At 74.0% G+C, this 19,288-nt stretch carries 23 protein-coding genes, 1 tRNA gene and 1 pseudogene; 9 read left to right on the forward strand and 16 right to left on the reverse strand.

Annotated features, from left to right (window positions below; genetic code table 11):
• The first annotated feature begins 5 nt into the window (after nucleotides 1-5).
• The 3 genes from BAW75_RS13635 (at nucleotide 6) to BAW75_RS13645 (ending at nucleotide 2,104) form a co-directional block, all read left to right on the forward strand.
• On the forward strand, nucleotides 6-806 hold the full coding sequence (locus BAW75_RS13635) for a methyltransferase domain-containing protein (RefSeq protein WP_104113802.1): 801 nt from the start codon (nucleotides 6-8) through the stop codon (nucleotides 804-806).
• A gap of 36 nt (nucleotides 807-842) precedes the next feature.
• Complete coding sequence (locus BAW75_RS13640; RefSeq protein ID WP_140946572.1) at nucleotides 843-1,286, forward strand: DUF3592 domain-containing protein; 444 nt, start codon at nucleotides 843-845, stop codon at nucleotides 1,284-1,286.
• A gap of 122 nt (nucleotides 1,287-1,408) precedes the next feature.
• Entirely contained in the window at nucleotides 1,409-2,104 is a 696-nt protein-coding gene (locus BAW75_RS13645; protein ID WP_069087203.1) for an Ntn hydrolase family protein, read from the forward strand.
• A 57-nt stretch (nucleotides 2,105-2,161) separates the two neighbouring features.
• Here BAW75_RS13645 and BAW75_RS13650 read toward each other — a convergent pair.
• The 6 genes from BAW75_RS13650 to BAW75_RS13675 all read right to left on the reverse strand — a co-directional run bounded on the left by BAW75_RS13650 (nucleotide 2,162) and on the right by BAW75_RS13675 (nucleotide 8,629).
• Nucleotides 2,162-2,235, reverse strand: a tRNA-Ala gene (locus BAW75_RS13650).
• Between the two features lie 193 nt (nucleotides 2,236-2,428).
• A complete protein-coding gene (sepX, locus tag BAW75_RS13655) occupies nucleotides 2,429-3,211 on the reverse strand; it encodes a divisome protein SepX/GlpR (RefSeq protein WP_176722722.1) in 783 nt (260 codons plus the stop codon).
• Between the two features lie 169 nt (nucleotides 3,212-3,380).
• Nucleotides 3,381-4,022 carry a GNAT family N-acetyltransferase gene (locus tag BAW75_RS13660; protein ID WP_030501124.1) on the reverse strand — a complete coding sequence of 214 codons (642 nt, stop codon included), beginning with the start codon at nucleotides 4,020-4,022 and terminating at the stop codon, nucleotides 3,381-3,383.
• A gap of 108 nt (nucleotides 4,023-4,130) precedes the next feature.
• Nucleotides 4,131-5,444, reverse strand: a complete 1,314-nt coding sequence (locus tag BAW75_RS13665) for a molybdopterin molybdotransferase MoeA (RefSeq protein WP_104113803.1) — start codon at nucleotides 5,442-5,444, stop codon at nucleotides 4,131-4,133.
• Entirely contained in the window at nucleotides 5,441-6,430 is a 990-nt protein-coding gene (locus BAW75_RS13670) for a UTP--glucose-1-phosphate uridylyltransferase (RefSeq protein ID WP_043326860.1), read from the reverse strand. Before BAW75_RS13670 ends, BAW75_RS13665 begins: the two co-directional genes overlap by 4 nt.
• 9 nt (nucleotides 6,431-6,439) lie before the next feature.
• Entirely contained in the window at nucleotides 6,440-8,629 is a 2,190-nt protein-coding gene (locus BAW75_RS13675; protein WP_208635247.1) for a GGDEF domain-containing protein, read from the reverse strand.
• 83 nt (nucleotides 8,630-8,712) lie between these two features.
• Here BAW75_RS13675 and BAW75_RS13680 point away from each other — a divergent pair, with 83 nt between their 5' ends.
• Nucleotides 8,713-9,360, forward strand: coding sequence for a 5-formyltetrahydrofolate cyclo-ligase (locus tag BAW75_RS13680; RefSeq protein ID WP_104113805.1), 648 nt, complete (start codon nucleotides 8,713-8,715; stop codon nucleotides 9,358-9,360).
• Nucleotides 9,357-9,563, forward strand: a pseudogene (locus tag BAW75_RS32890) (FmdB family zinc ribbon protein); the annotation flags it as partial. The gene BAW75_RS13680 and the pseudogene BAW75_RS32890, both read left to right, overlap by 4 nt.
• Before the next feature lie 14 nt (nucleotides 9,564-9,577).
• On the opposite strand, the gene BAW75_RS32895 reads toward BAW75_RS32890, so the two are convergent.
• Nucleotides 9,578-9,844 carry a hypothetical protein gene (locus BAW75_RS32895; protein WP_244206113.1) on the reverse strand — a complete coding sequence of 89 codons (267 nt, stop codon included), beginning with the start codon at nucleotides 9,842-9,844 and terminating at the stop codon, nucleotides 9,578-9,580.
• Nucleotides 9,845-10,140: 296 nt separating this feature from the next.
• On the opposite strand from BAW75_RS32895, the gene BAW75_RS13690 reads away from it, so the two are divergent.
• Nucleotides 10,141-10,620 (forward strand): flagellar biosynthesis protein FlgA, encoded by a 480-nt coding sequence (locus BAW75_RS13690; protein WP_104113807.1) that lies wholly within the window; start codon nucleotides 10,141-10,143, stop codon nucleotides 10,618-10,620.
• A 13-nt stretch (nucleotides 10,621-10,633) separates the two neighbouring features.
• Here the strand turns inward: BAW75_RS13690 and BAW75_RS32325 are convergent, their stop codons facing one another.
• On the reverse strand, nucleotides 10,634-10,810 hold the full coding sequence (locus BAW75_RS32325; protein ID WP_166455806.1) for a hypothetical protein: 177 nt from the start codon (nucleotides 10,808-10,810) through the stop codon (nucleotides 10,634-10,636).
• Between the two features lie 257 nt (nucleotides 10,811-11,067).
• On the opposite strand from BAW75_RS32325, the gene BAW75_RS13700 reads away from it, so the two are divergent.
• A complete protein-coding gene (locus tag BAW75_RS13700; protein ID WP_409073733.1) occupies nucleotides 11,068-11,700 on the forward strand; it encodes a hypothetical protein in 633 nt (210 codons plus the stop codon).
• Between the two features lie 10 nt (nucleotides 11,701-11,710).
• Here BAW75_RS13700 and BAW75_RS13705 read toward each other — a convergent pair whose 3' ends face one another.
• Nucleotides 11,711-12,193: a DUF2231 domain-containing protein gene (locus BAW75_RS13705; RefSeq protein WP_043330667.1), complete on the reverse strand. Its 483-nt coding sequence runs from the start codon at nucleotides 12,191-12,193 to the stop codon at nucleotides 11,711-11,713.
• 160 nt (nucleotides 12,194-12,353) lie between these two features.
• Here BAW75_RS13705 and BAW75_RS13710 point away from each other — a divergent pair, with 160 nt between their 5' ends.
• Both BAW75_RS13710 and BAW75_RS13715 read left to right on the forward strand, forming a co-directional pair.
• Complete coding sequence (locus BAW75_RS13710) at nucleotides 12,354-12,782, forward strand: Fur family transcriptional regulator (RefSeq protein WP_030501115.1); 429 nt, start codon at nucleotides 12,354-12,356, stop codon at nucleotides 12,780-12,782.
• A 73-nt stretch (nucleotides 12,783-12,855) separates the two neighbouring features.
• A complete protein-coding gene (locus BAW75_RS13715) occupies nucleotides 12,856-13,707 on the forward strand; it encodes an oxygenase MpaB family protein (RefSeq protein WP_104113808.1) in 852 nt (283 codons plus the stop codon).
• Between the two features lie 13 nt (nucleotides 13,708-13,720).
• On the opposite strand, the gene BAW75_RS13720 is transcribed toward BAW75_RS13715, so the two are convergent.
• The 7 genes from BAW75_RS13720 to BAW75_RS32330 all read right to left on the reverse strand — a co-directional run bounded on the left by BAW75_RS13720 (nucleotide 13,721) and on the right by BAW75_RS32330 (nucleotide 19,280).
• A complete protein-coding gene (locus BAW75_RS13720) occupies nucleotides 13,721-14,554 on the reverse strand; it encodes a RecB family exonuclease (protein WP_244206117.1) in 834 nt (277 codons plus the stop codon).
• A gap of 123 nt (nucleotides 14,555-14,677) precedes the next feature.
• Nucleotides 14,678-15,292 (reverse strand): MarC family protein, encoded by a 615-nt coding sequence (locus BAW75_RS13725; RefSeq protein WP_043326872.1) that lies wholly within the window; start codon nucleotides 15,290-15,292, stop codon nucleotides 14,678-14,680.
• Nucleotides 15,293-15,323: 31 nt separating this feature from the next.
• Nucleotides 15,324-16,190, reverse strand: coding sequence for a PHP domain-containing protein (locus BAW75_RS13730; RefSeq protein ID WP_104113810.1), 867 nt, complete (start codon nucleotides 16,188-16,190; stop codon nucleotides 15,324-15,326).
• A gap of 10 nt (nucleotides 16,191-16,200) precedes the next feature.
• Complete coding sequence (locus BAW75_RS13735) at nucleotides 16,201-17,418, reverse strand: TolB-like translocation protein (protein ID WP_244206114.1); 1,218 nt, start codon at nucleotides 17,416-17,418, stop codon at nucleotides 16,201-16,203.
• A gap of 56 nt (nucleotides 17,419-17,474) precedes the next feature.
• Nucleotides 17,475-18,167, reverse strand: coding sequence for a SigE family RNA polymerase sigma factor (locus BAW75_RS13740; RefSeq protein ID WP_043326878.1), 693 nt, complete (start codon nucleotides 18,165-18,167; stop codon nucleotides 17,475-17,477).
• A 93-nt stretch (nucleotides 18,168-18,260) separates the two neighbouring features.
• Nucleotides 18,261-19,115, reverse strand: coding sequence for a PH domain-containing protein (locus BAW75_RS13745; RefSeq protein WP_104113812.1), 855 nt, complete (start codon nucleotides 19,113-19,115; stop codon nucleotides 18,261-18,263).
• 6 nt (nucleotides 19,116-19,121) lie between these two features.
• Nucleotides 19,122-19,280, reverse strand: coding sequence for a hypothetical protein (locus BAW75_RS32330; RefSeq protein ID WP_013283898.1), 159 nt, complete (start codon nucleotides 19,278-19,280; stop codon nucleotides 19,122-19,124).
• Nucleotides 19,281-19,288 lie beyond the last annotated feature (8 nt).

Here is a 19,288-nt window from a genome sequence, read left to right on the forward strand (position 1 = left end):
AGTCCGTGCACGGATTCACCGATGTCGACCGGCAGCCGGACCCGAAATCGTGGGTGGGCGTGCTCGACCGCCTGACCGGCGAGCCCTTCTACCAGGCATACCAGCAGCGGGTACGCGAGTTGCTCCGCCCGTCGTCCGGCCGGCGCTACCTCGACGTCGGTGCGGGCACCGGGGCGAGCGCGGTCCGCCTGAGGGACGATCACGACGTCACCGTGCTGACGGTGGATCGCTCCCTGACCATGGCTCTGGCCATGCGAGCCCGTGGCTTGACCCGGTGCGCCGTCGCCGACGCCCACCGGCTGCCGTTCCTCGACGACTCGATCGACGGCGCCTGGGCCGACCGCACCGTGCAGCACCTCGCCGATCCCCGCGCCGCGATCAGGGAACTCGCCAGGGTCGTCCGCCCGGGTGGCCGGATAGTTCTCGCCGACCCCGACTACGACACGCAGGTACTCGACATCGCCGACCAGGATCTGGCCCGGCGCGTGCTGAGATTCCGGGCCGACGTCATGCTCCGCAACGGCACCCTGGCTCACCAGCACGCCGGCATTCTCGCCACGCTCGGCCTGGCCGAGGTCACCGTCGAGCCCCGGACGCTGCTGGTTCGGAACCCGAACGCCGCCGACAACGTTCTCGGCCTGCGCAGCTGGGCCGGTACGGCGGCTCAGCGCGGCGTACTCGACCCTGCCGAGGCCCGCGCGTTCGAGGAGCAGTTCGACGAGGCGGTCGAGGCAGGCCGGTTCACGTACGCGGTCACGTTCTTCCTCACCGCGGCCACCGTCTACTTCCACGAGCCGTCGTCGTAGCGCATCACCGTTGACGTCGGTGCTTAGCATCGCGACGTGGACGAAAGTTGGGAACAACTTCACCCGCGACAACGCAAGCTGATTGGCGCGTTGATCATCCTCACCGCTTCTTCCGCCTTCATGTGCTGCGCCGCCTTCTATAACGGCACGACCGCGATTGGCCTCGCGAACCGCGGCCTCACCACAGACGCCACAGTCGTCGACGTCGACCGTCATGGACGCGCCAGCAAGGTCACCGTGGAGTTCACACCTCGTAGCGGCGAACCCCTGAGCGCGGAGTGCACGAGCTGCAGCCCCGAGCTCGACGAGGGCGATCGAGTACGCATCCGCTACAACCCCGACGACCTCGCGCCGGGGGTGGAGGACGCCGAGAACCACGGCGCGCAGCGGGTCGCGGTATTCAACCTCGTGGCCGCCACCGCCCTGCTGTCGGGCGCTGGGTTTGCCGGGTGGCGCCTTCACCGGGACCGCCCAGTCTGATTCTGGGCACCGCCGGCTTGTGACCGGTGTCAGCCGCCACACGGACGTCCCTGCCGGGTGTAGGCAGGCGGGATGCCGGGTACCTCGCGCCCCAACCCCGCACCCCTGCACAGGAGGACCCCATGACCGTCGTACTCGCCGTTGTCTGCAGCGACGGGGTGGTGATCGGCGCGGACTCCCAGATCACCGAGAGCGACCGCGGTCTGAGCTTCCCCGCGCAGAAGCTGCACCCGCTCGGCGACTGCGCCGCCTGGGGCGGCAGCGGCGCGCGAGGAGTGCTGAACGACCTGCGCCCCCTCCTCCAGGACTCGGCCACCGCCATCCTCGAAGCGCCGGACATCGGCGGCGAGCTGCAGGAGCGCGTCCTGCCCGTCTTCAAGAAGCACTACGAGAACTACATCCCGGACGTGCCCGGCGAGGGCTCCGGCGGCGGGGTGTCGGCGTACCTGCTCGCGGCCGGCTTCAGCCAGGGCGGGCCGTGGATCGTGGAGATCAACCCGAACGGGCTCATCGGCCGCTACGAGGACGTGGGCTTCCACGCCATCGGCTCCGGCGCGCCGATGGCCCAGCAGGCCGGCGCGCTGCTGTCCCACTTCCGGATGACTACGCGCACCGTCGAGTACGGCGTGGTGGGCGTGGTACGGGTGCTGGAGGCGCTGGAGCAGACCTCGCCGTCGGTCGGCAGGCCGTTCAGCGTCGCGTGCATCCGTGAGGAGGGCGCCCACCACCTCGACGAGAAGGAGATCGCGAAGGCGCTCAAGGACGTCCAGCGCTGGCGTGACCTCGAACAGAAAGCGCTCGACCAGCTGTTCGACTGACGCGAGCGGGTTCGAAAAAGGCCGTCTCCCATCACGGGAAACGGCCTTTGAACTGGGTGGAGCTGAGGGGATTTGAACCCCTGACCCCCTCGATGCGAACGAGGTGCGCTACCGGTCTGCGCCACAGCCCCTCCGCCGGCGAACCGGCGTCGGTCCCACCCAGCTTTCACCGGGTGGGCCGGCGACAAGGCTAACAGGTAGCGCCCCCACGACGCGAACCGCCCCACCGCCCACGTAGATCTTGGAAGAAAGCGGCTCCCAGAGCGACCCATTTCTTCCAAGATCGCCCGCCGCGGGCGACGAAGGCCGCGCCGGGCGAGGGCGTCAGGCGCCTCGGCCGGACTGGTAGGGGCGTCCGCGCAGGCCACCCGCCCGCCGGTAGGACACCGAGCCGCCGCTCGCTGCGGGCGGCAGGTCCGCGGGACGGTCCAGCCCCATCGCCGTACGCCGGACCGCCTCGCGCTGGGCGGCCAGCCGGCGCTGCGCCTCCCGCCGGGCCGCCGCGCGCCGGGCCTGCTCGCGGCGCACCTCGGCCTGGCGGGCGGCCAGCCAGGCCGCCTCCCGGGCGTCCGCGCGCCGCCGCCGACGTTCGGCGAGGGCACGCTGCCGCAGGTGTACGACGTACGCCACGAGCAGCGTGCCGGTGACCGAGACGCTGATCCAGAACCCGGGTCCGACAAGTACCACGCCGCCCAGCTCCACCAGGTTGAGCAGCAGCAGCGCGGCGAGCACCCGGCGCCGGCGGTAGATCGCCGGGGTGTGCCGCCGCCGGGGCGAGTTCCGTCGGCGGGACTGGGCCGGGACGGCGGAGACGGGCCGGAGCCGGCCGGAACGGCGGCGCAGCGGTGGCGCGGAGACCGGGCGGGCGAGACTACCCGTGTCGGAGTCTTCACTGAGGGTCACAACGAGGGAGCGCGGCGGGTGCAGCGGCCGTCGCCCGGGCACGGTGCGCCGTCGACGCTGGCGCTGGAGCACCCGCGCCGTCGACTGCGCCCGCTCCGCCACCAGCCGCTCGGTGGCGTCGTACCGGCGGACCAGCGCCGGAGCGAGGGCGAGCAGACCGGCGGCGGCGAGGACGGCGAGGAGCACCGACGTGGGCACCCTCACCCCTCCCGTCACCAAAGTTCTCCGGCGAGCGCCGCCCGCCGCAACTTGTTCCGTCGGCCGTCGTTTACGGCGCACTTCATGCGGGCGGGCAGCGCTTGCCGCAGCTTGCAGTTACTTGAGGTTACGGGCCGTCGACCCAGTTCACAGTGCGCCGCGCCGTGCGGGCGCGTCAGCGGCGGTTGTCACGTACGCGGTGCCACCGCGCCAGCAAGCCGCCCTCGGCGACGACTTCCTCGCCGGTCATCGCGTATCCGATGTGGTCGCGCCACGCGCCGTCGATGTGCATGTAGCGCACGTGATAGGCCTCCTCGCGGAAGCCGAGCTTCTCCACGACCCGGCGGGACGGCATGTTCTCCGGCCGGATGTTCACCTCGATCCGGTGCAGGCCACCGGGTCCGAAGGCGTGGTCCACGGCGAGCGCGACAGCGGTCGGGATCACGCCCCGGCCGGCCACCCGGGAGTCCACCCAGTAGCCCACGTACCCGGAACAGAACGCCCGCCGCACGATGCTGCCGATGTTGACGTGGCCGACCAGCCGCTCGCGGCCGTCCTCCCGCAGGCACACCGCGAACGGCATGCCCTCACCGCTGCGCGCGGACTTGCGCTGGTCCGCGTGGACCAGCCGGAACGCCGCCGGCGAGTTGGTCTCGTACCAGCCGCCGGGTACGTGCGACTCCCACGGCGCCAGCCACTCGCGGTTCGCGCGCCGGATCTCCGACCAGGCGCCGGCGTCCGAGCGCCGGTACGGCCGCAGCACCACCGGGCCGTCCACGAGCACCGCCGGCCACCCCGGAGCCCGCCAGAACCTCACCGAGCTTGCCTTTCGCTCGCGACTGCAGGGCTCGCAAGCTCACTCCTCGCGCTCACCGAGCCGGCCTTTCGCTCGCGACTGCGGGGCTCGCAAGCTCACTCCTCGCGCTCACCGGCGCCGGTCCAGCAGGAGCACGTCGACGGTGGACCCCGCGGCGGCGGTGGTGACCCGCTCGCCCAGCACCAGCAGGCCGTTCGCGTCGGACAGGCCGGACAGCGTGTACGGGCCACCGGCGAGCGGCTGCACCGTGTACCCGCCGCCACGCCGCTCGGCCACGTGCGCGGGCCGGAACTCGCGCAGCCCCACCGGGGACGAGACCGTCTCCAGCAGGTGCGCGCGGACGCTCGGCCGGAACACCGGCTCGGCGCCGGCCAGCAGCTGGATCGCCGGGCGGGCCAGCACCTCGAAGCCGATCAGCGCCGCGCCGGGCTCACCGGGAAGACACACCACCGGCACCTCCTCGGCGCCGACCGTACCGAACCCGAGAGCCGTTCCCGGATAGAGGGCCACCTCTGTGAAGGTGACCGGTCCGGCCCGGCCGCCCTCGCGGCGGGACAGGATGCGGCGGACCATGTCGCCCGGGCCGGTGCCGGTCACGGCGGTGGTGATGATCAGGTCGGCCCGCAGCGTCTGGTCGTCCAGCAGGCCGCGCAGCGCCTCCGGGTCGTCGTCGCAGATCCCCACCCGGTACGCGAGCCCGCCCGCCTCGGCCGCCGCAGCGGTGAGCGCGTGCGAGTTGGTGTCCACCACCTGCCCGGGCTGGCTGCCCCGGCCCACGTCGACCAGTTCGTCGCCGGTGGCCACGATGACCACGCGCGGACTGGGCCGCACCACGACGTGCCCGATGCCGGTGGCGGCGAACACCGCCACCAGCGCCGGTGAGACGTACGCGCCGGCGCGGGCGAGCAGTGTGCCGGCGACCAGTTCCTCCCCGGCGCGGCGCAGCCCGTACCCCCGTTTGGGGGCGCGGAAGATCTCGACGGCGGCCATGCCCTGGTCGGTCCACTCCACCGGGACGACCACGTCGGCGCCGATCGGCAGCGGCGCGCCCGCCGCGACCGAGAAGCACGATCCGGGGGTGAGCCGAACCGGCCGCCAGCTCGCCGCGCCCAGGTCACCGACGACGTTGAGCCGGATGCTGCGGCCGCCGGGCATACCGGAGGGGGCCGGGACGTAGCCCGGCCCCCGACTCCCACCGGAGATGTCCTCCCAGCGCGCGGCGTACCCGTCCACCGCCGCCTGGTCGAAGGCGGGGTACGAGTGCGGGGCGACCACGTCCTCGGCGAGCACGTTGCCGTACGCCTGGGTCAGGTCGAGGTCGAGTGGAGGCAGCGCGCGTAACCTGCGCAGCACACTGCCCAGGTAGTCGGCGAGCGGCGTCAACTCGTTCGCGGCCGCCTCGGCGTCGGCCGTCGCGGTCATGTATCGGCACCGCCGGACGCGTCACGCATGCCGTTGAGGACCGCCGCCGTGACCGTCTCGTCGCCGTTGTTGACGAACTCGGCCAGCCACTTGCGGAACTCGGCGCCCAGGTCCTCCCGCTCGGCCGCGATCTGCACCACGGTCTGCAGGTAGCCCAGCGGCATGCCGGTGTCGTAGCGGGTGCCCCGGTAGACGATGGCGTGCACCGGCACCCCCTCGGTACGCAGCAGCTCCATCGCGTCGGTCAGCTGGATCTCGCCTCCGCTGCCCGGGTCGGTACGCCGGATCGCGTCGAAGATCTTCCCCGGGAGCACGTATCGCCCGAGGACCGCCAGGTTGCTGGGCGCTTCCTCCGGACTGGGCTTCTCCACCATGCCGGTGACCTTGACGACCTCGGCGATGTCGCCGTATTCCGACTCGGCGGGCTCGACCGACGCGATGCCGTAGCGGCTGGTCTCGGCCGGGTCGACCTCGAAGAAGGCGAGCACCACGCCACCGGTGCGGGCCTGGAGCTCCAGCATGGCCGGCAGCAGCGGCTCGGACGGCTTGACGAACTCGTCGCCGAGCAGCACCGCGAAGGGCGCGTCGCCGACGTGCGACTCGGCGTACCCGACGGCGTGGCCGAGGCCGAGCTGCTCCGGCTGGCGGACCGTGTAGATCGCTGCGAGTTCCTCGGTGCGCTTGACCTCGGCCAGCAGCTCGGGCTTCTTGGCGAGCCGTTCCTCCAGGTCGGGCCGGCGGTCGAAGTGGTCGACCATCGAGGTCTTGCCGCGACCGGTGATCAGCAGGATGTCGTCGATGCCGGCCTGCGCGGCCTCCTCGACGATGTACTGCAGCACCGGCCGGTCGACGACCGGCAGCAGTTCCTTGGGAACCGCCTTGGTGGCCGGCAGGAACCGGGTGGCCAGGCCGGCGGCCGGGATCACGGCCTTGACCGCGCGGGAGCGACCGCGGGTCGCTGAGGGGTTCGCTGAGTGCTCCGACATGTCGCGAGACTATCGGCCACGGCTCTGCCGCGGCGGGTGAGGACCGGAAGACGCGCCGCCCTGGACGGTGCCCGGCGCGTCCGCCGTGCCCGCCTGGGGCAGCCCGTCCGGCGGGCTGACGGTCACGGCCACCACCGGGATCTCCTGGGTGGGAACCGGATCGGGCGCGGGGTCCAGCCGGTAGCCGTCGCGTCCGGCGGCCTTCGCCGCGTACAGCGCGTCGTCGGCGGCGTCGAGCACCTGCTGGCCGTCGACGGCGTGGTCCGGGTAGACGGCGATGCCGATGGAGACGGTCACCGGCACGTGCACCGGTTCGTCGGTGCTTCCCTCGACAGTCACCGGCTGGTCCCGTACGACCGCGCCGAGCCGCTCGGCGACGATCGTGGCGCCCCGCGCGTCGGTCTCCGGCAGCAGCACCACGAACTCCTCGCCGCCCTGCCGGAACGCGAGGTCCACCTCGCGGATCACGCCGCGTACCCGGCGCGCGAACTCGACCAGCACGGCGTCCCCGGCGGCGTGCCCCCAGGTGTCGTTGACGCGCTTGAACCGGTCGAGGTCGAGCGCGAGCACGCTGAGCATCCGGCCGAACCGGTTCGCCCGCTCCACCTCCCGGCGGATCGACTCGCGCAGGTAGCGGTAGTTCCACAACCCGGTCAGCGGGTCGGTGAGGGAGAGCCGCTGCGCCTCCTCGTGCACCCGGACGTTCTCCACCGCGACCGCCGCGTGCCCGGCGAACGTCCGCAGCGTCACCACGTCGTCGTCGTGGAACTCGGGACCGCCGAGCCGGTCGTAGAGCACGAGCACGCCGAGCGCGGCGCAGGCCGAGCCGGGCGGGTCGCCGTCGGCGGGCGGGTGGCCGGGACGGTCCGGGCCGCGCGACTCGGCGCCGCCGGGCGTGGCGAACGGCACCGCCACGTACGTCTCGCAGGACGGCTCCCCGGTCGGGGCGTCGGGTGGGGTCCACCTGCCGCGCAGCGGCTCACCGGTGGCGGCGACCGCGCCGAGCACCCCGGCGCCGACCGCGACCCGCAGCGTCGCCGGGTCGGCCGGGTCGCTCGTGGGCCAGCGTCCGGTCAGCCCTTCGACGCACCGGCCGACGAGCACGCCCTCGGCGTCGACGAGCAGCACCGCGCCGGCCCGGGCGCCGGTGGCGGCGATCGCGCTGTCCAGGATCACCCGCAGGATGCGTTGCAGGTCGTGCGTGCTGGCGAGCGTGTCGCCGAGCACGGCGAGGTGGTTGCGCAGCTGGTCCCGGCTGCTGGTCAGCGCCGCCACGTAACTGCCGGTCTCCCGGGCCATCCGGTTGAACGCGCTGGCCAGCCGCCCGATCTCGTCCCGGCTGCGCACCGGGACCCGGGCGCTCAGGTCGCCCTGCGCCACCCGGACCACCGCCCCGGCCAGCTCGCCCAGCGGCCGGGTGGTCACCCGGGCTAGCCGCCACGCGGTCAGCACAGCCAGCAGGGCGGCCAGCGCCACCGCCGCGATCAGCGCGCCGTACAGGCCGGGTGGGCGCTCGCCGGGAATCGAGAGCACCAGCGGCAGCGGTTGACCGGGCATCGGGCCCACCCGGCGCACGTACCGGCCGTCGCCCGTCCCGGCCACGCCGTTCCCGCGCGCCTTGCCGGCGGCGGCCAGCACCGCTGCGCGTACCCCCTGCTCTTCGGTCGTGTGGGTGATCTGCCCGGGGGCGTCGAGGAGGGTGACCGCGACGCCGGTGACGGCGGCGAGCCGCGCCACGAAGGCCCGGTCGACGGGCTGCGCGGCGGCGACCGCGCCGAGGTCGGCGCCGGCCGGGTCGCGCAGCCGCACCTGGGCGGAGAGCGCGCCGATCGGGGTGGCGGGGGCGCCGGCGCAGTCCTGCCAGCGCCCGGGAGGACCGCCCGCCGTGGCGTAGCTGGTGCGGCCGGCGGCGTCGGCGATCAGCACGCCGGCGGCGAGCCCCCGGCCGACCACCTGGTCGGCCGCACGCGGCCGGGCGACCGGGTCGGCCACCAGCGCGGCCGCGTCGGCCGCCGCGCGCAGTTGCTGGCAGAGCGCGTCGATCGAGGTACGCACACCGGCCGCGGCCAGACCCAGTCGCTCGGTGGCGCGGCTCCGGTCGACGGCGCTCAACGTCGCCCCGACGAAGAGCGCGCCGAGCAGGACGGGGCCGAGCACCACCGCGAGGAAGGCTGCCGTCAACCGCCCGCGTAGCGTCAAGCTTCCCCCCGGAAGTTCCGCGCCCCTTGGTGCGATGCTGACACAGAGCGACCATTAGGCAAGCGTTGCGTCAGGAGTGTTGCGTGCCGGAATTTTCGGATGAAGCGCACGATGCGAAGCAGAAGATGCGCGTCGCGCTGCTCGCCGCCCGCCGGTCGCTGTCCGCGCCCGAGCGCGCGGTCGCGGCGGCCGCCGTCCAGGCCGAGCTGGTGACCCTGGTACGCCGGCTGCGACCGGCCAGGATGAGCGCGTACGTGCCGGTCGCCTCCGAGCCCGGCGGGGACGACCTGCCCGAGGTGCTGCGGGCCGCGCTGCCGCCCGACGCCGAGCTGCTGCTGCCGGTGCTCTGCGACGACCAGGACCTGGACTGGGCCCCCTACACCGGGCGGGAGTCGCTGCGCGCCGCCGGCCGGGGCATGCGCGAGCCGACCGCGTCGACCCGGGGCCGCGCCGCAGTGGCCGCGGCGGGACTCGTAGTGGTGCCGGCGGTAGCGGTGGACCGCCGGGGCATCCGGCTGGGCCGCGGCGGCGGCTCGTACGACCGGGCGCTCGCCCGGGTGCCCGCCACCGTGCCGACGGTGGCTCTCCTGCACGACGGCGAGCTGGTCGAGGCGGTCCCCGCCCAGCCGCACGACCGCCCGGTGCACTGTGTGATCACTCCGGCGGACGGGTTGGTGGCCGTCCCGGGTGTGGGCCCGGGCGCTTCCGCTGGACGAACCCGGGGGTCATGACGCACCATTGGCACTCGAATACCACGAGTGCCAACAGGCCGTGCCAAGATCCGGAGGAGAACGTGCCCACGTACCAGTACGCCTGCACCGCGTGCGGCCACCAGCTCGAGGCGGTGCAGTCCTTCTCGGACGACCCGCTGACCGAGTGCCCGGCGTGTGAGGGGCGGCTGCGAAAGCTCTTCAACTCGGTGGGCATCGTGTTCAAGGGCTCCGGCTTCTACCGCACGGACTCCCGTACGTCCGGGTCCGACAACGGGAGCAGCGCCGCGAACAAGCCGGCCAAGTCCGAGTCGTCCTCGTCGTCCGGTTCGACGTCGTCTGGTTCGTCCTCGTCCTCCTCATCGGGGTCGTCCGGTTCCGGCCCTGGTTCGGGTTCCGGCTCTGGTTCGGGTTCCGGGTCGACGGCGAGCAAGGCGCCGGCGGCGTCCAGTTCCTCCTGACCAACGCTTTCGCGCTCGTGGCCGTCCCGTTCGGGGGCGGCCACGTTGCGTATGGCCGCCCCGCACGATGGAGCGCCCGCTCCCGACCACTCGCGCGCTGCTCACCACCTCGGCGAGGTTGCTGCATCAGCTCGCCCGGATAGCGCCACTTCCCCGAACTGGCGGCCCCGGCCACTCCGGATGTGACCACCTCCCCGAAGTGGTGGCGCCGGACCCCGCCCGGGCAGCGGTTGTGCACAGGACGGCGGGTTATCCACAGGGGCAAGCGGTGGGGCCGCGGGCGACGATGGCTCGGCCCTAGCCTGCGGGTCGGATGGTTGGCCGACGGTGGGAGGCAGCGGTGGCGGATGGCGAGGCGACGTTACGTCCGGTCCGCTGGCGCGGGTTGCCGCAGCGCCGGACGCTCCTGCGGGTGGCACTCGTCGCGGTGCTGCTGGGACTGGCCGCGGCGGTGCTCCAGACACCTCCGTCCTGCCAACCCGGGGCTCCCCCGGCCGCCTCGACGACGCCGGCCGGTCCGCCGCCCGACGGGCCACGCGCGTTGCCGGCCGGTGCGGTCGGTGTGCCGATCCGGCTGGCCGAGCCGGCCGCCCTCGCGGTGCTGCGTCCAGGTGCCCGGGTCGATCTGATGGTGGTGCCCGCCGGCGGGTCGGCTGACCCCACGCTGCTGGCGCCGCGTGCGCTGGTGCTCGACGTGGTCGGCGCCGCCGGGGCGGTCGACGGGTCCTCCGCGCTCTACCTGGCGCTGCCGCCCGAGCAGGCGCGCCGGGCGGTCGGGTTGCCGGAGGGCAGCCGCTTCGCCGTGGTCGTACGCGGGTGACGCGGAGCCGCGGTCAGTCCCAGTGCGGCGGGCGCTCGGCGAGCAGCCAGTCGTCGTTGCCGCCGGGGCGCTCGCCCCAGCCGCGGTCGGTGTCGTCGGTGGTCTGTTCGGGCAGCACCACGAAGTCTTCGCTGAGGTCGACCACGCGGTCGTCGTCGCCGCGCGGTGCCCGGATGCCGGGGTCGGTCACGAGCAGCAACGATACCGCCGGAACGGCGGCCACCTCGACCCCGCGACGTCCGGCGCCGCCAGGGCTGCGATCGGGAACAGCCCGGCGCGGACTGCACTGTGATCCCGAACAGCCAGACAAAGACCGGGGGCAACCCTGAACGGCCACTCGATCTCGTCGGGCCCGGCAGCGGGTCGGAGCCCCGCCGCCAAGAGGTACGCGCCGAGGTGTCGGTGTCGGGCGGCCGACCGGCCGGGGCGTTGGTAGCGTCGGACGGCGTGACGACGCCGAGCGGTGGCAGCCCCGACGACGAGACCTGGCGACGCCCGGAGCAACAGGCCACGGGCGAGGAGAACGACGCCGGGGCGTCCCGCCCGGGCGGGTCGGGCTCCGGCCAGGCCGACCCAGGGCCTGTGGGCGACCCCGCCGATTCCGGACCCGTGGGCCGCCCGGCCGACCACGCCGGGTGGGACGCGCCCGGACCCGGCGAAGCCGGGAGCCAGCCGACCGGGGTCGGCGCCGCTGGAACGGGAGTCACCGCCGCCGACACCTCCGGGGCGTCCGGGCCGAACAGCCCGTGGTCGCGCGAGGCGGCCACCGAGAGCCCGTGGGCCAAGCCGGAGTCGACCGGCGGCTGGACGGTGGCCGGCGGGCCCTGGCCGGGCCGGTCCGCCGGTGACCCGGCTGCCGGTGGCTACGCCGGACCGCCGCCGAGCACGCCTCCGCCGCCCGGCTGGCGGCCACCGGTGCACGTCCAGCCGGCGCCGCCCCGCCGGCTTCCGCCGCAGGACATGGCCGCGATGGATCAGGCGGAGCAGCGCGCGCAGCGGCTCACCTACGGCGTCGGGGCAGTCGTCGCCGTGGTGCTGGTGCTGCTCACCTGCCTGCTCTGCTCGCGGCTGCTGTTCTGAGCGGCAACGCTCAGACGATGCCGTCCCACACCATCTTGGCGCCGCTGTCACCGGTCAGGTAGACGTACACGAGCGCGAAGCCCGCCAGCACCGCCACCGCGACGGTGAGCACGATCGGCAGCCAGCGGGGCAGGTTCCGGGCGCGGGCGAACCTGCTCGCCGACAGCACCAGCAGCAGCGCCGCGGCGCCGAGACCGAGCGAGAACCAGAACAGGGTGTCGCCGTACTCGGCGTGCTCACTGATCTGCTGGAGCCGGTCCGGCGGGTAGCCCTTCGCGCGCAGGATCCCCTCCAGCTCCTCGCCGGACTCGGTCGCGACCCAGGCGACCGCCGGGGTGATCACGGCCAGCGCGGCGACCGCCCAGTCCAGCCGGTGCCGCCAGCGCGGCAGCAATCCGTACGCGATGGCGAACAGCGCCAGCAGCGGCACGAGCACCACCACCGCGTGAATGACGAGCACGTGCAGCGGCAGACCGTTGAATTCCCTGAACACCGACACCTCCGGCGAGTGGGTGGTTAGGCGCGCACAGCGTACGTCGCGAGGCTGTGTAACCCCACACACGCAGACGCGGCCCCGCCGGTTCACCTGTGGCCCCGGCCACCCGCGAGCACGCTCGCTTGTCGGCCTGTCACCTGCGTGCTGTCATGGATTCATGTCCACGGGTGAGGAACTGCTCCGGTCGAGGGGCCTACGGGTCACGCGACCGCGTCTCGCCGTGCTGGACGTGCTCTCCGCCGGTGGGCACCTGGAGGTCGACGAGATCACCCGCCGGGTCCGTCAGCGGATCGACTCCGTGTCCACCCAGGCCGTCTACGACGTGCTCGGCGCGCTGTCCCGAGCCGGGCTGTCCCGCCGGATCGAGCCGGCCGGCAGCCCCGCGCGGTACGAGGCGCGGGTCGGCGACAACCACCACCACGTGGTGTGCCGGGGCTGCGGCGAGATCGCCGACGTCGACTGCGCGGTGGGCAGCGCGCCGTGCCTCGACCCGAACGTGGCGCACGGCTTCGAGCTGGACGAGGCCGAGGTGACCTTCTGGGGTCTCTGCCCGGCCTGCCAGTCGCGCCGCTCCGCCGACGACTGAGCGAGCACCGAGGGCGCCGCACCGAGGACACCGACCCGGGGGTGACCGGCGAACGCCGTGGCACTCTTGATCGGTGGACACTGACGACCTCGGCCTGTTCGGTCCGGATTCGGTCACGTGGAAGGTGCACGAGGAACCGATCCTGATCGTCGCCGGCCTGCGCTCGCTCTACCTCCAGGCGCTGCATCCGCGTGCGATGGCGGGCGTCGCGCAGAACAGCAACTACCGCTCGGACGCCTGGGGCCGGCTGGTCCGCACGGCGACGTACGTGGGGACGACGATCTACGGCACCACGGCCGAGGCGCAGGCGGCCGGGCGGCGGGTGCGTGCGCGGCACGCCCGGATGCGCGCCACCGACCCGTTCACCGGCGAGGAGTTCCGCGTCGACGAGCCGGAGCTGCTGCGCTGGGTGCACGTCACCGAGATCGAGTCGTTCGTGAGCACCGCCCGGCGTGCCGGTCTGGCGCTCACCGACGACGAGGTGGACGGCTACTACACCGAGCAGCGCCGGTCGGCGGCCCTGGTGGGGCTGGACCCGGACGACGTGCCGGGCACCGCCGCCGAGGTGGCCGACTACTACCGGGACGTACGCCCGCAGTTGCGGATGACCCGGGAGGCGGCCGAGACGGCGCTGTTCCTGACCGCGCCGCCGATCCCGTGGAAGGTCAGCCTGCCGGCGCGGGTCGGTCTGAACCTGGGGCCGCCGCGCTGGGCGTACCTCGGTATCGCCGCCACCGCGCTGGGGATGCTGCCGCCGTGGGCGTTGCGGCTCTACGGCGGGCTGGGCCTGCCCACCACCGCGCTGTCGGCGGACCTGAGCGCGCGGGCGCTGCGGCTGGCGCTGGCCGCGGTGCCCCGGCGCTACCGCGAGGGCCCGTTGCAGCAGGCCGCGAAGGAACGCGCCGCGCGCCTGGCCGCGGCCTGACGGCGACGCGCGCTCAGTCCTGGTCGGCGAATCGCTCGACGGCGGACCAGGGCTCCTTGCCGGGGGTCTGCGCGCCGGTCGGGCAGGTGCGCCGGTAGTCGCACCAGCCGCACCGCGGCCCCGGCTCGGTGGGGAACGCCGCGTCGGGGTCGGTGCCGTCGGCCACCGCGCGTTCGGCGGCCATGATGTCGCGGGCGGTGTCCTCGGCGCGGGTGAGCTGCCGGTGCAGGGACTCCGGCGTGTGCTCGTGCGCGACGACGGTGCCGGTGGGCAGGTGGTGCAGCTCGACCCGGCGGCACGGCTTGCGGAACACCCGCTCGGCCGCGTACGCGTAGAGCGCGAGCGCCTGCGAGCCGCGCGCGTCGTCGGTGTCGAGGCCGGTGCGACCGGTCTTGTAGTCGACGATGACCAGCTCGGGCCGCCCGTCCGGGCCGGGACGCGAGTCGATCCGGTCGGTGCGGCCGTTGAACGCGAGCACCGCGGTCTTCACCGCGACGACCCGTTCCACGCCGACCGGCTCGTCGGCCGGGTCGAGGCCCGCCACGTAGCTCTCCAGCCAGGTCAGCGCCCGCCGGAAGGCGTCGCGTTCCTGCTCGTCGTCGCGGTAGCCCTCGCGGACCCAGGTGCCCTTGAGCAGCGTGCCGAGCACCTCGGGGCGGCGGCGGTCGGGGGCCAGCGCGTACCAGTTCTTCAGCGCGGTGTGGACGCTCGCGCCGAGCGAGTTGTGCGCCCACGGCGGGCCCTTGGGCGGCGCGGGCCGGTCCACGTAGGCGTAGCGGTAGCGGCGGGGACAGTCCGCGTACGCGCCGAGTTTGCTCGGTGTGCAGACGAACAGGCGCTCCGGCATGCCCTCGAAGCCGAGCTGCTCGGACTGCTCGGCGCGCGGTCGGGGAGCCCGGGAGCCACTGGCTGCTGACTGTCGTCGCACCCCTGAGATCCTGCCACCCCGGTACGACAGCGGACGAAGCGCTCAGGCGTTGTTGAGGTACTGGGTCACGAATGCGGCGATCGCGTCGGCGATGAGCTGCACGGCGATGGCGGCCAGCAGCAGGCCGGCGATGCGGGTCAGCACCTCGATGCCGCCGGGGCGCAGCACCTTGACGATCCCGCCGGAGAAGCGCAGCACCACCCAGACGGTGACCATCACGGCGACGATGGCCAGCCCGATGGCCAGGTAGTCGACGGCGCCGCCGGCCTGCTGGACGAAGAGCATGGTGGCCACGATGGCGCCCGGCCCGGCCAGCAGCGGGGTGCCGAGCGGCACCAGCGCGATGTTGGAGGTGACCTGCTGGCTCGGGTCGTCCGACTTGCCGGTCAGCAGTTCCAGCGCGACCAGGATCAGCAGCAGGCCGCCCGCGGCCTGGAGCGCGGGCAGGTCGACGTGCAGGTACGCCAGGATCGTCTGCCCCGCCACCGCGAAGATCACGATGACCCCGAGCGCCAGCGCCACGGCCTGCCAGGCGGCCCGGTTCCGGTCGCGCGCCGTCAACGGCCCGGTGAGCGCGAGGAAGATGGGCATCATTCCGGGCGGGTCGACGATCACCAGCAGGGTCACGAAGACCTCGCCGAAGAGCTTGAGATCCACGCGGACACGGTAGCCGTGCCGCCGGAGCGCTTCAGCTCGAAGCGACAGGGGTCACCCCGCGGGCCAGCGCGACGATCCGCTCGTACGCCTCGGGTCCGGTGGTGTGCGCGCCGAGCCGGACGGTCTTGTGCGTGCCGTGGAAGTCGGACGAGCCGGTGACCAGCAGCCCGAGCTCGGCGGCGAGTCGGCGGACGTGCTCCCGCTCGGCCGCGTCGTGGTCCTCGTGGTCGGCCTCCAGGCCGGCCAGGCCGGCCACGGCCAGGTCCGCGATCAGCTCGTCCGGCACGATCCGGCCGCGCCGGCTGGCTCTCGGGTGGGCGAAGACGGGCACGCCGCCGGCCGCCCGCACCAGCGCCACCGCGCGGAACACCTCGATGTCGTCCTTGGGCAGCCGGTACCGCTCGCCGAGCCAGTCCGGCCCGAACGCCTCGCTCGTGGTGGCGACCAGTCCGGCCCGGATCAGCGCCTGCGCGATGTGCGGGCGGCCCACGGTGCCGCCGTCCGCGCCGGCCAGGATCTCCGTCCAGCTCACCTGGATGCCGTCGGCCTGGAGCAGCCGCACGATCCGCTCGCCGCGTTCCTCGCGGGCCTGCCGGACCCGGGCCAGCTCCGCGGCCAGTTCCGGCTCGGCCGGGTCGAAGAGGTACGCGAGCAGGTGCAGCGGGATCGCCGGCTCGACGCCGAACCAGCGGCAGGAGATCTCCGCGCCGCGGATCAGGGTGAGGCCGGGCGGCAGCGCGGCGACAGCCGGCGCCCAGCCGGCGGTGGTGTCGTGGTCGGTGAGCGCCACCACGTCGAGCCCGGCGTCGGCGGCGGCCCGGACCAGCTCGGGCGGGGTCAGCGTGCCGTCGCTGGCGGTGGAGTGGGTGTGCAGGTCGATGCGGGCCGGATCGCTCACCCGCCCGACGCTACGCGCCTTCCGGAGCGGTGGGGACGTCGGCCACCACCACCGGCCGGTCCCCCGGCGCCAGCCCTTCGACAGGCGACGCCGTGGGCCGGTCCCCGGCCAGCACCCGCTCCGGCTTGACCCGGACCAGCCCGCCGGTCGCGTCCACGTGCAGCGCCACGCCCGCGTGGGTCCAGGCCACGTCGCCGGCCAGCACCGGGCCGGCCGGGTGCGCGGCCGGCGCCGCGCCCGGGTCGGCCAGGTCGACCAGCAGGGCGGAGCGGGCGTTGCCGTTCGCGAGCAGCCACCGGCCGTCGGCGGACACCCCGCCGAGTCCGTCGGCGGCCAGCTTCACCCCGCATCCGGTACGCACCGGCGCGAGGTCGCGGGCCGGGTCGAGCAGGGCCAGGCAGTGCTGCCCGGGCCGGTCGGCGGTGATCAGGCCGACCAGGCGGCCGTCGGGCCGGGTGCCGTAGACGGCGCGCACGTCCGGGTTCGCGGGCGCCGGCTGCCCACCGAGCGCGCGTTCCCAGACGCTCACCCCGCCCTCGCCGGGCTGCTGGATCAGCACGGCGTCGCCGGCGAACCCGACCGGCACGGCGCCGTCGGGCGCGGGGGTCCGGACCGGCGCGATGAGCTGCCCGGCGACCACCCCGGCGGCGATCACCTCGGGGCCGTCCCGCCAGGCGACCTGCCGCCCGTCCGGGGAGATCGCGACCGCCTCCGCGGCGGCGAGCATGACCTGCGGCGCGGTGCCGTTGGCCGGAACCCACCAGAGGGTACGACCGGCGGCGGTGGCGGCCGAGGTCATCAGCCAGCCCTCGCGGTCGTGGACGCGCTGCGCCCGTTCGACGCCGCTGACCCCGGTCAGCTGCCGCCGTTCGCCGCCGCTGGTGTCCAGCCGGTCGCCGACGAGCAGGTCGAGTTCGGCGCGGACCGGCCCGAAGCGGGTGATCGGGGGCCCCGAGGCCAGCGGGGACGGGGTGAGCCCGGGCGGGTCGCCGAGCACGACTGTGGGGGTGCCGCCGTCGCCGCCGGAGGCGCTGAACTGGGCCACGCCGGTGGTGACGAACACGGTGGCGACGCCGGCCAGGGCCAGGCCGGTGAGCGTACGCCGCCGGCCGGTGCGGCGCGCCCGGCGCAGCACCTCTCCGGCCGGGTCGACTGGTAGCGGCCGGGACGTGGCGACGCGGCGGGACAGCGTCTCCCGCAGCGCCCGTTCCAGCTCGTCGTCGCTCACGGCCAATGGACGCTCCGGGCCACCGGTCCGGTTGTCACAGTCGTGCCGGATGCCGGTCATCGGCTCTCCGCCGGGATCGGAACGGCGGGGCGGACCGGGGCCGCCGGTGGCGGTACCGGCTGCGGCACCCGGGCTGCGGGTCGCGGCGCCGGGGTCCGGGGCACGGACTGCTCGTTTCCGCGCGCGGGCGGCCCCGGCCGGCCGGCCGGGGCGGGCGGCGGAGACGCGGGCTCGGGCAGGCTCAGGGCCGCCTCGGAGCCCAGGCGGCGACGCAGCGTGTTGAGCGCCCGGGAGGTCTGGCTCTTGACGGTGCCCGGGGAGATCTCCAGCAGCGCGGCGGTCTGCGCCTCGGACATGTCCTCGTAGAAGCGCAGCACCAGTACGGCCCGCTGCCGGGCGGGCAGCGCCTGCAGGTGCCGCCAGAGCGCGTCCCGGTCGAGTTGCTGCTCGATCTCGTCGACGCCGGCGTGCTCCGGCAGCACCTCGGTGGGGCGCTCGCCGTGCCAGCGGCGCCGCCACCAGCTGGTGGACGTGTTGACCAGGACCCGGCGGGCGTACGGCTCGATGGCCTCGATCCCGCCGAGCCGCTTCCAGGCCAGGTAGGTCTTCGTGAGCGCGGTCTGGAGCAGGTCCTCGGCGGTGGCCCAGTCACCGGCGAGCAGGTAGGCGGTGCGCAGCAGCGCGCCGGACCGGGCCGCGACGAATTCGCGGAACTCCTCCTCCAGCGGATCTCTGCTCACCACGCTCATCTCCCCCCGTCCTGCCTGGCAGGATGCCACGGCCCGGTCGGTCAGGTCGATGGCGGAAGGTGTGCAGTTCATCCGATGTTCGGACGAAAACTTTCAAGCTCCGTCGTCGGCCTTCGCCTCGTCGGCCTCCTTGCCCAGCCGTGCCTCGACCGCCTGCGGCTCGTACATCTCCTCGACCACGCGCAGGTAGAGCTCGTTCGGGTTGGGCAAGTTCTTGATCACCCGGAGTGCCTGTTCCTGGCCGGCGGACTCCAGCACGAACGTGCCGTAGTTGAGCGCGCGGCCGGTCGGGCTCTGCTCGTACTTCATGTCGGTGACCCGGGTGAGCGGCATCATCGCGACCTGGCGGGTGATGATCCCGTTGACCACCATCACCCGCTTGTTGGTGAGGATGAACCGGTCGTACCACCAGTCGGCGACCTTCCAGGCGACCCAGCCCATCACGCCGAACCAGAGCAGCACGGCGACGGTGGTCAGCGCGCCGACGTCCCGCCCGGCGAGGAAGCCGGAGAGGTAGCCGAGCACGAACGTGGCCGCCACGCCGACGATGATCGGGGTGGTGAGGTGGATCCAGTGCCGCTTCCACTCGCCCCGGTAGCGCTCGGTGGGGAAGAGGTAACGCGCCACGAGCGAGCTGGGCTCGTCCTCCAACGGCAGCACCCGGCGGGGTGCCATGCCGGTGGCGTCGGACCGCAGCCCGGCCAGCTCCTCCTCGGAGATCGGCTGGTCCGGGAAGCCGTCCGGATCCCGTGCCCAGGCCCGGCCGGACCGCCCCTCACCGGTGTACGCGCTGCCGTAGCCGGCGTCGTCCGCGTCCGCGTACGGGCCGGGGCCGTAGGTGCCCGTCGGCTCGTCCGGGTCGATCCGGGGGATCGGCTCGGTGTCGCGCTCCCGGCGTGCCCGGTCGGGGTCGTCCGGGTCGAAGGGTGGACCGGAGGGGCTTCCCATGGGCGGCTAGGCGACGAGGTTGGTGAAGAAGTCGCCGAAGCCCTGCGCGATGTCCATGATGCCGCCGCCGAGAGACTTGAAGACGTCGGCGGCGGAGTTGGGCCGGTACGCAACGAAGAAGATCAAGAATGCGATGCCGGCCCAGGTGAGGACCTTCTTGACCATAGCGGGCC

It is taken from the genome of Micromonospora chalcea (assembly GCF_002926165.1).
Classification (GTDB): Bacteria; Actinomycetota; Actinomycetes; order Mycobacteriales; family Micromonosporaceae; genus Micromonospora; species Micromonospora chalcea.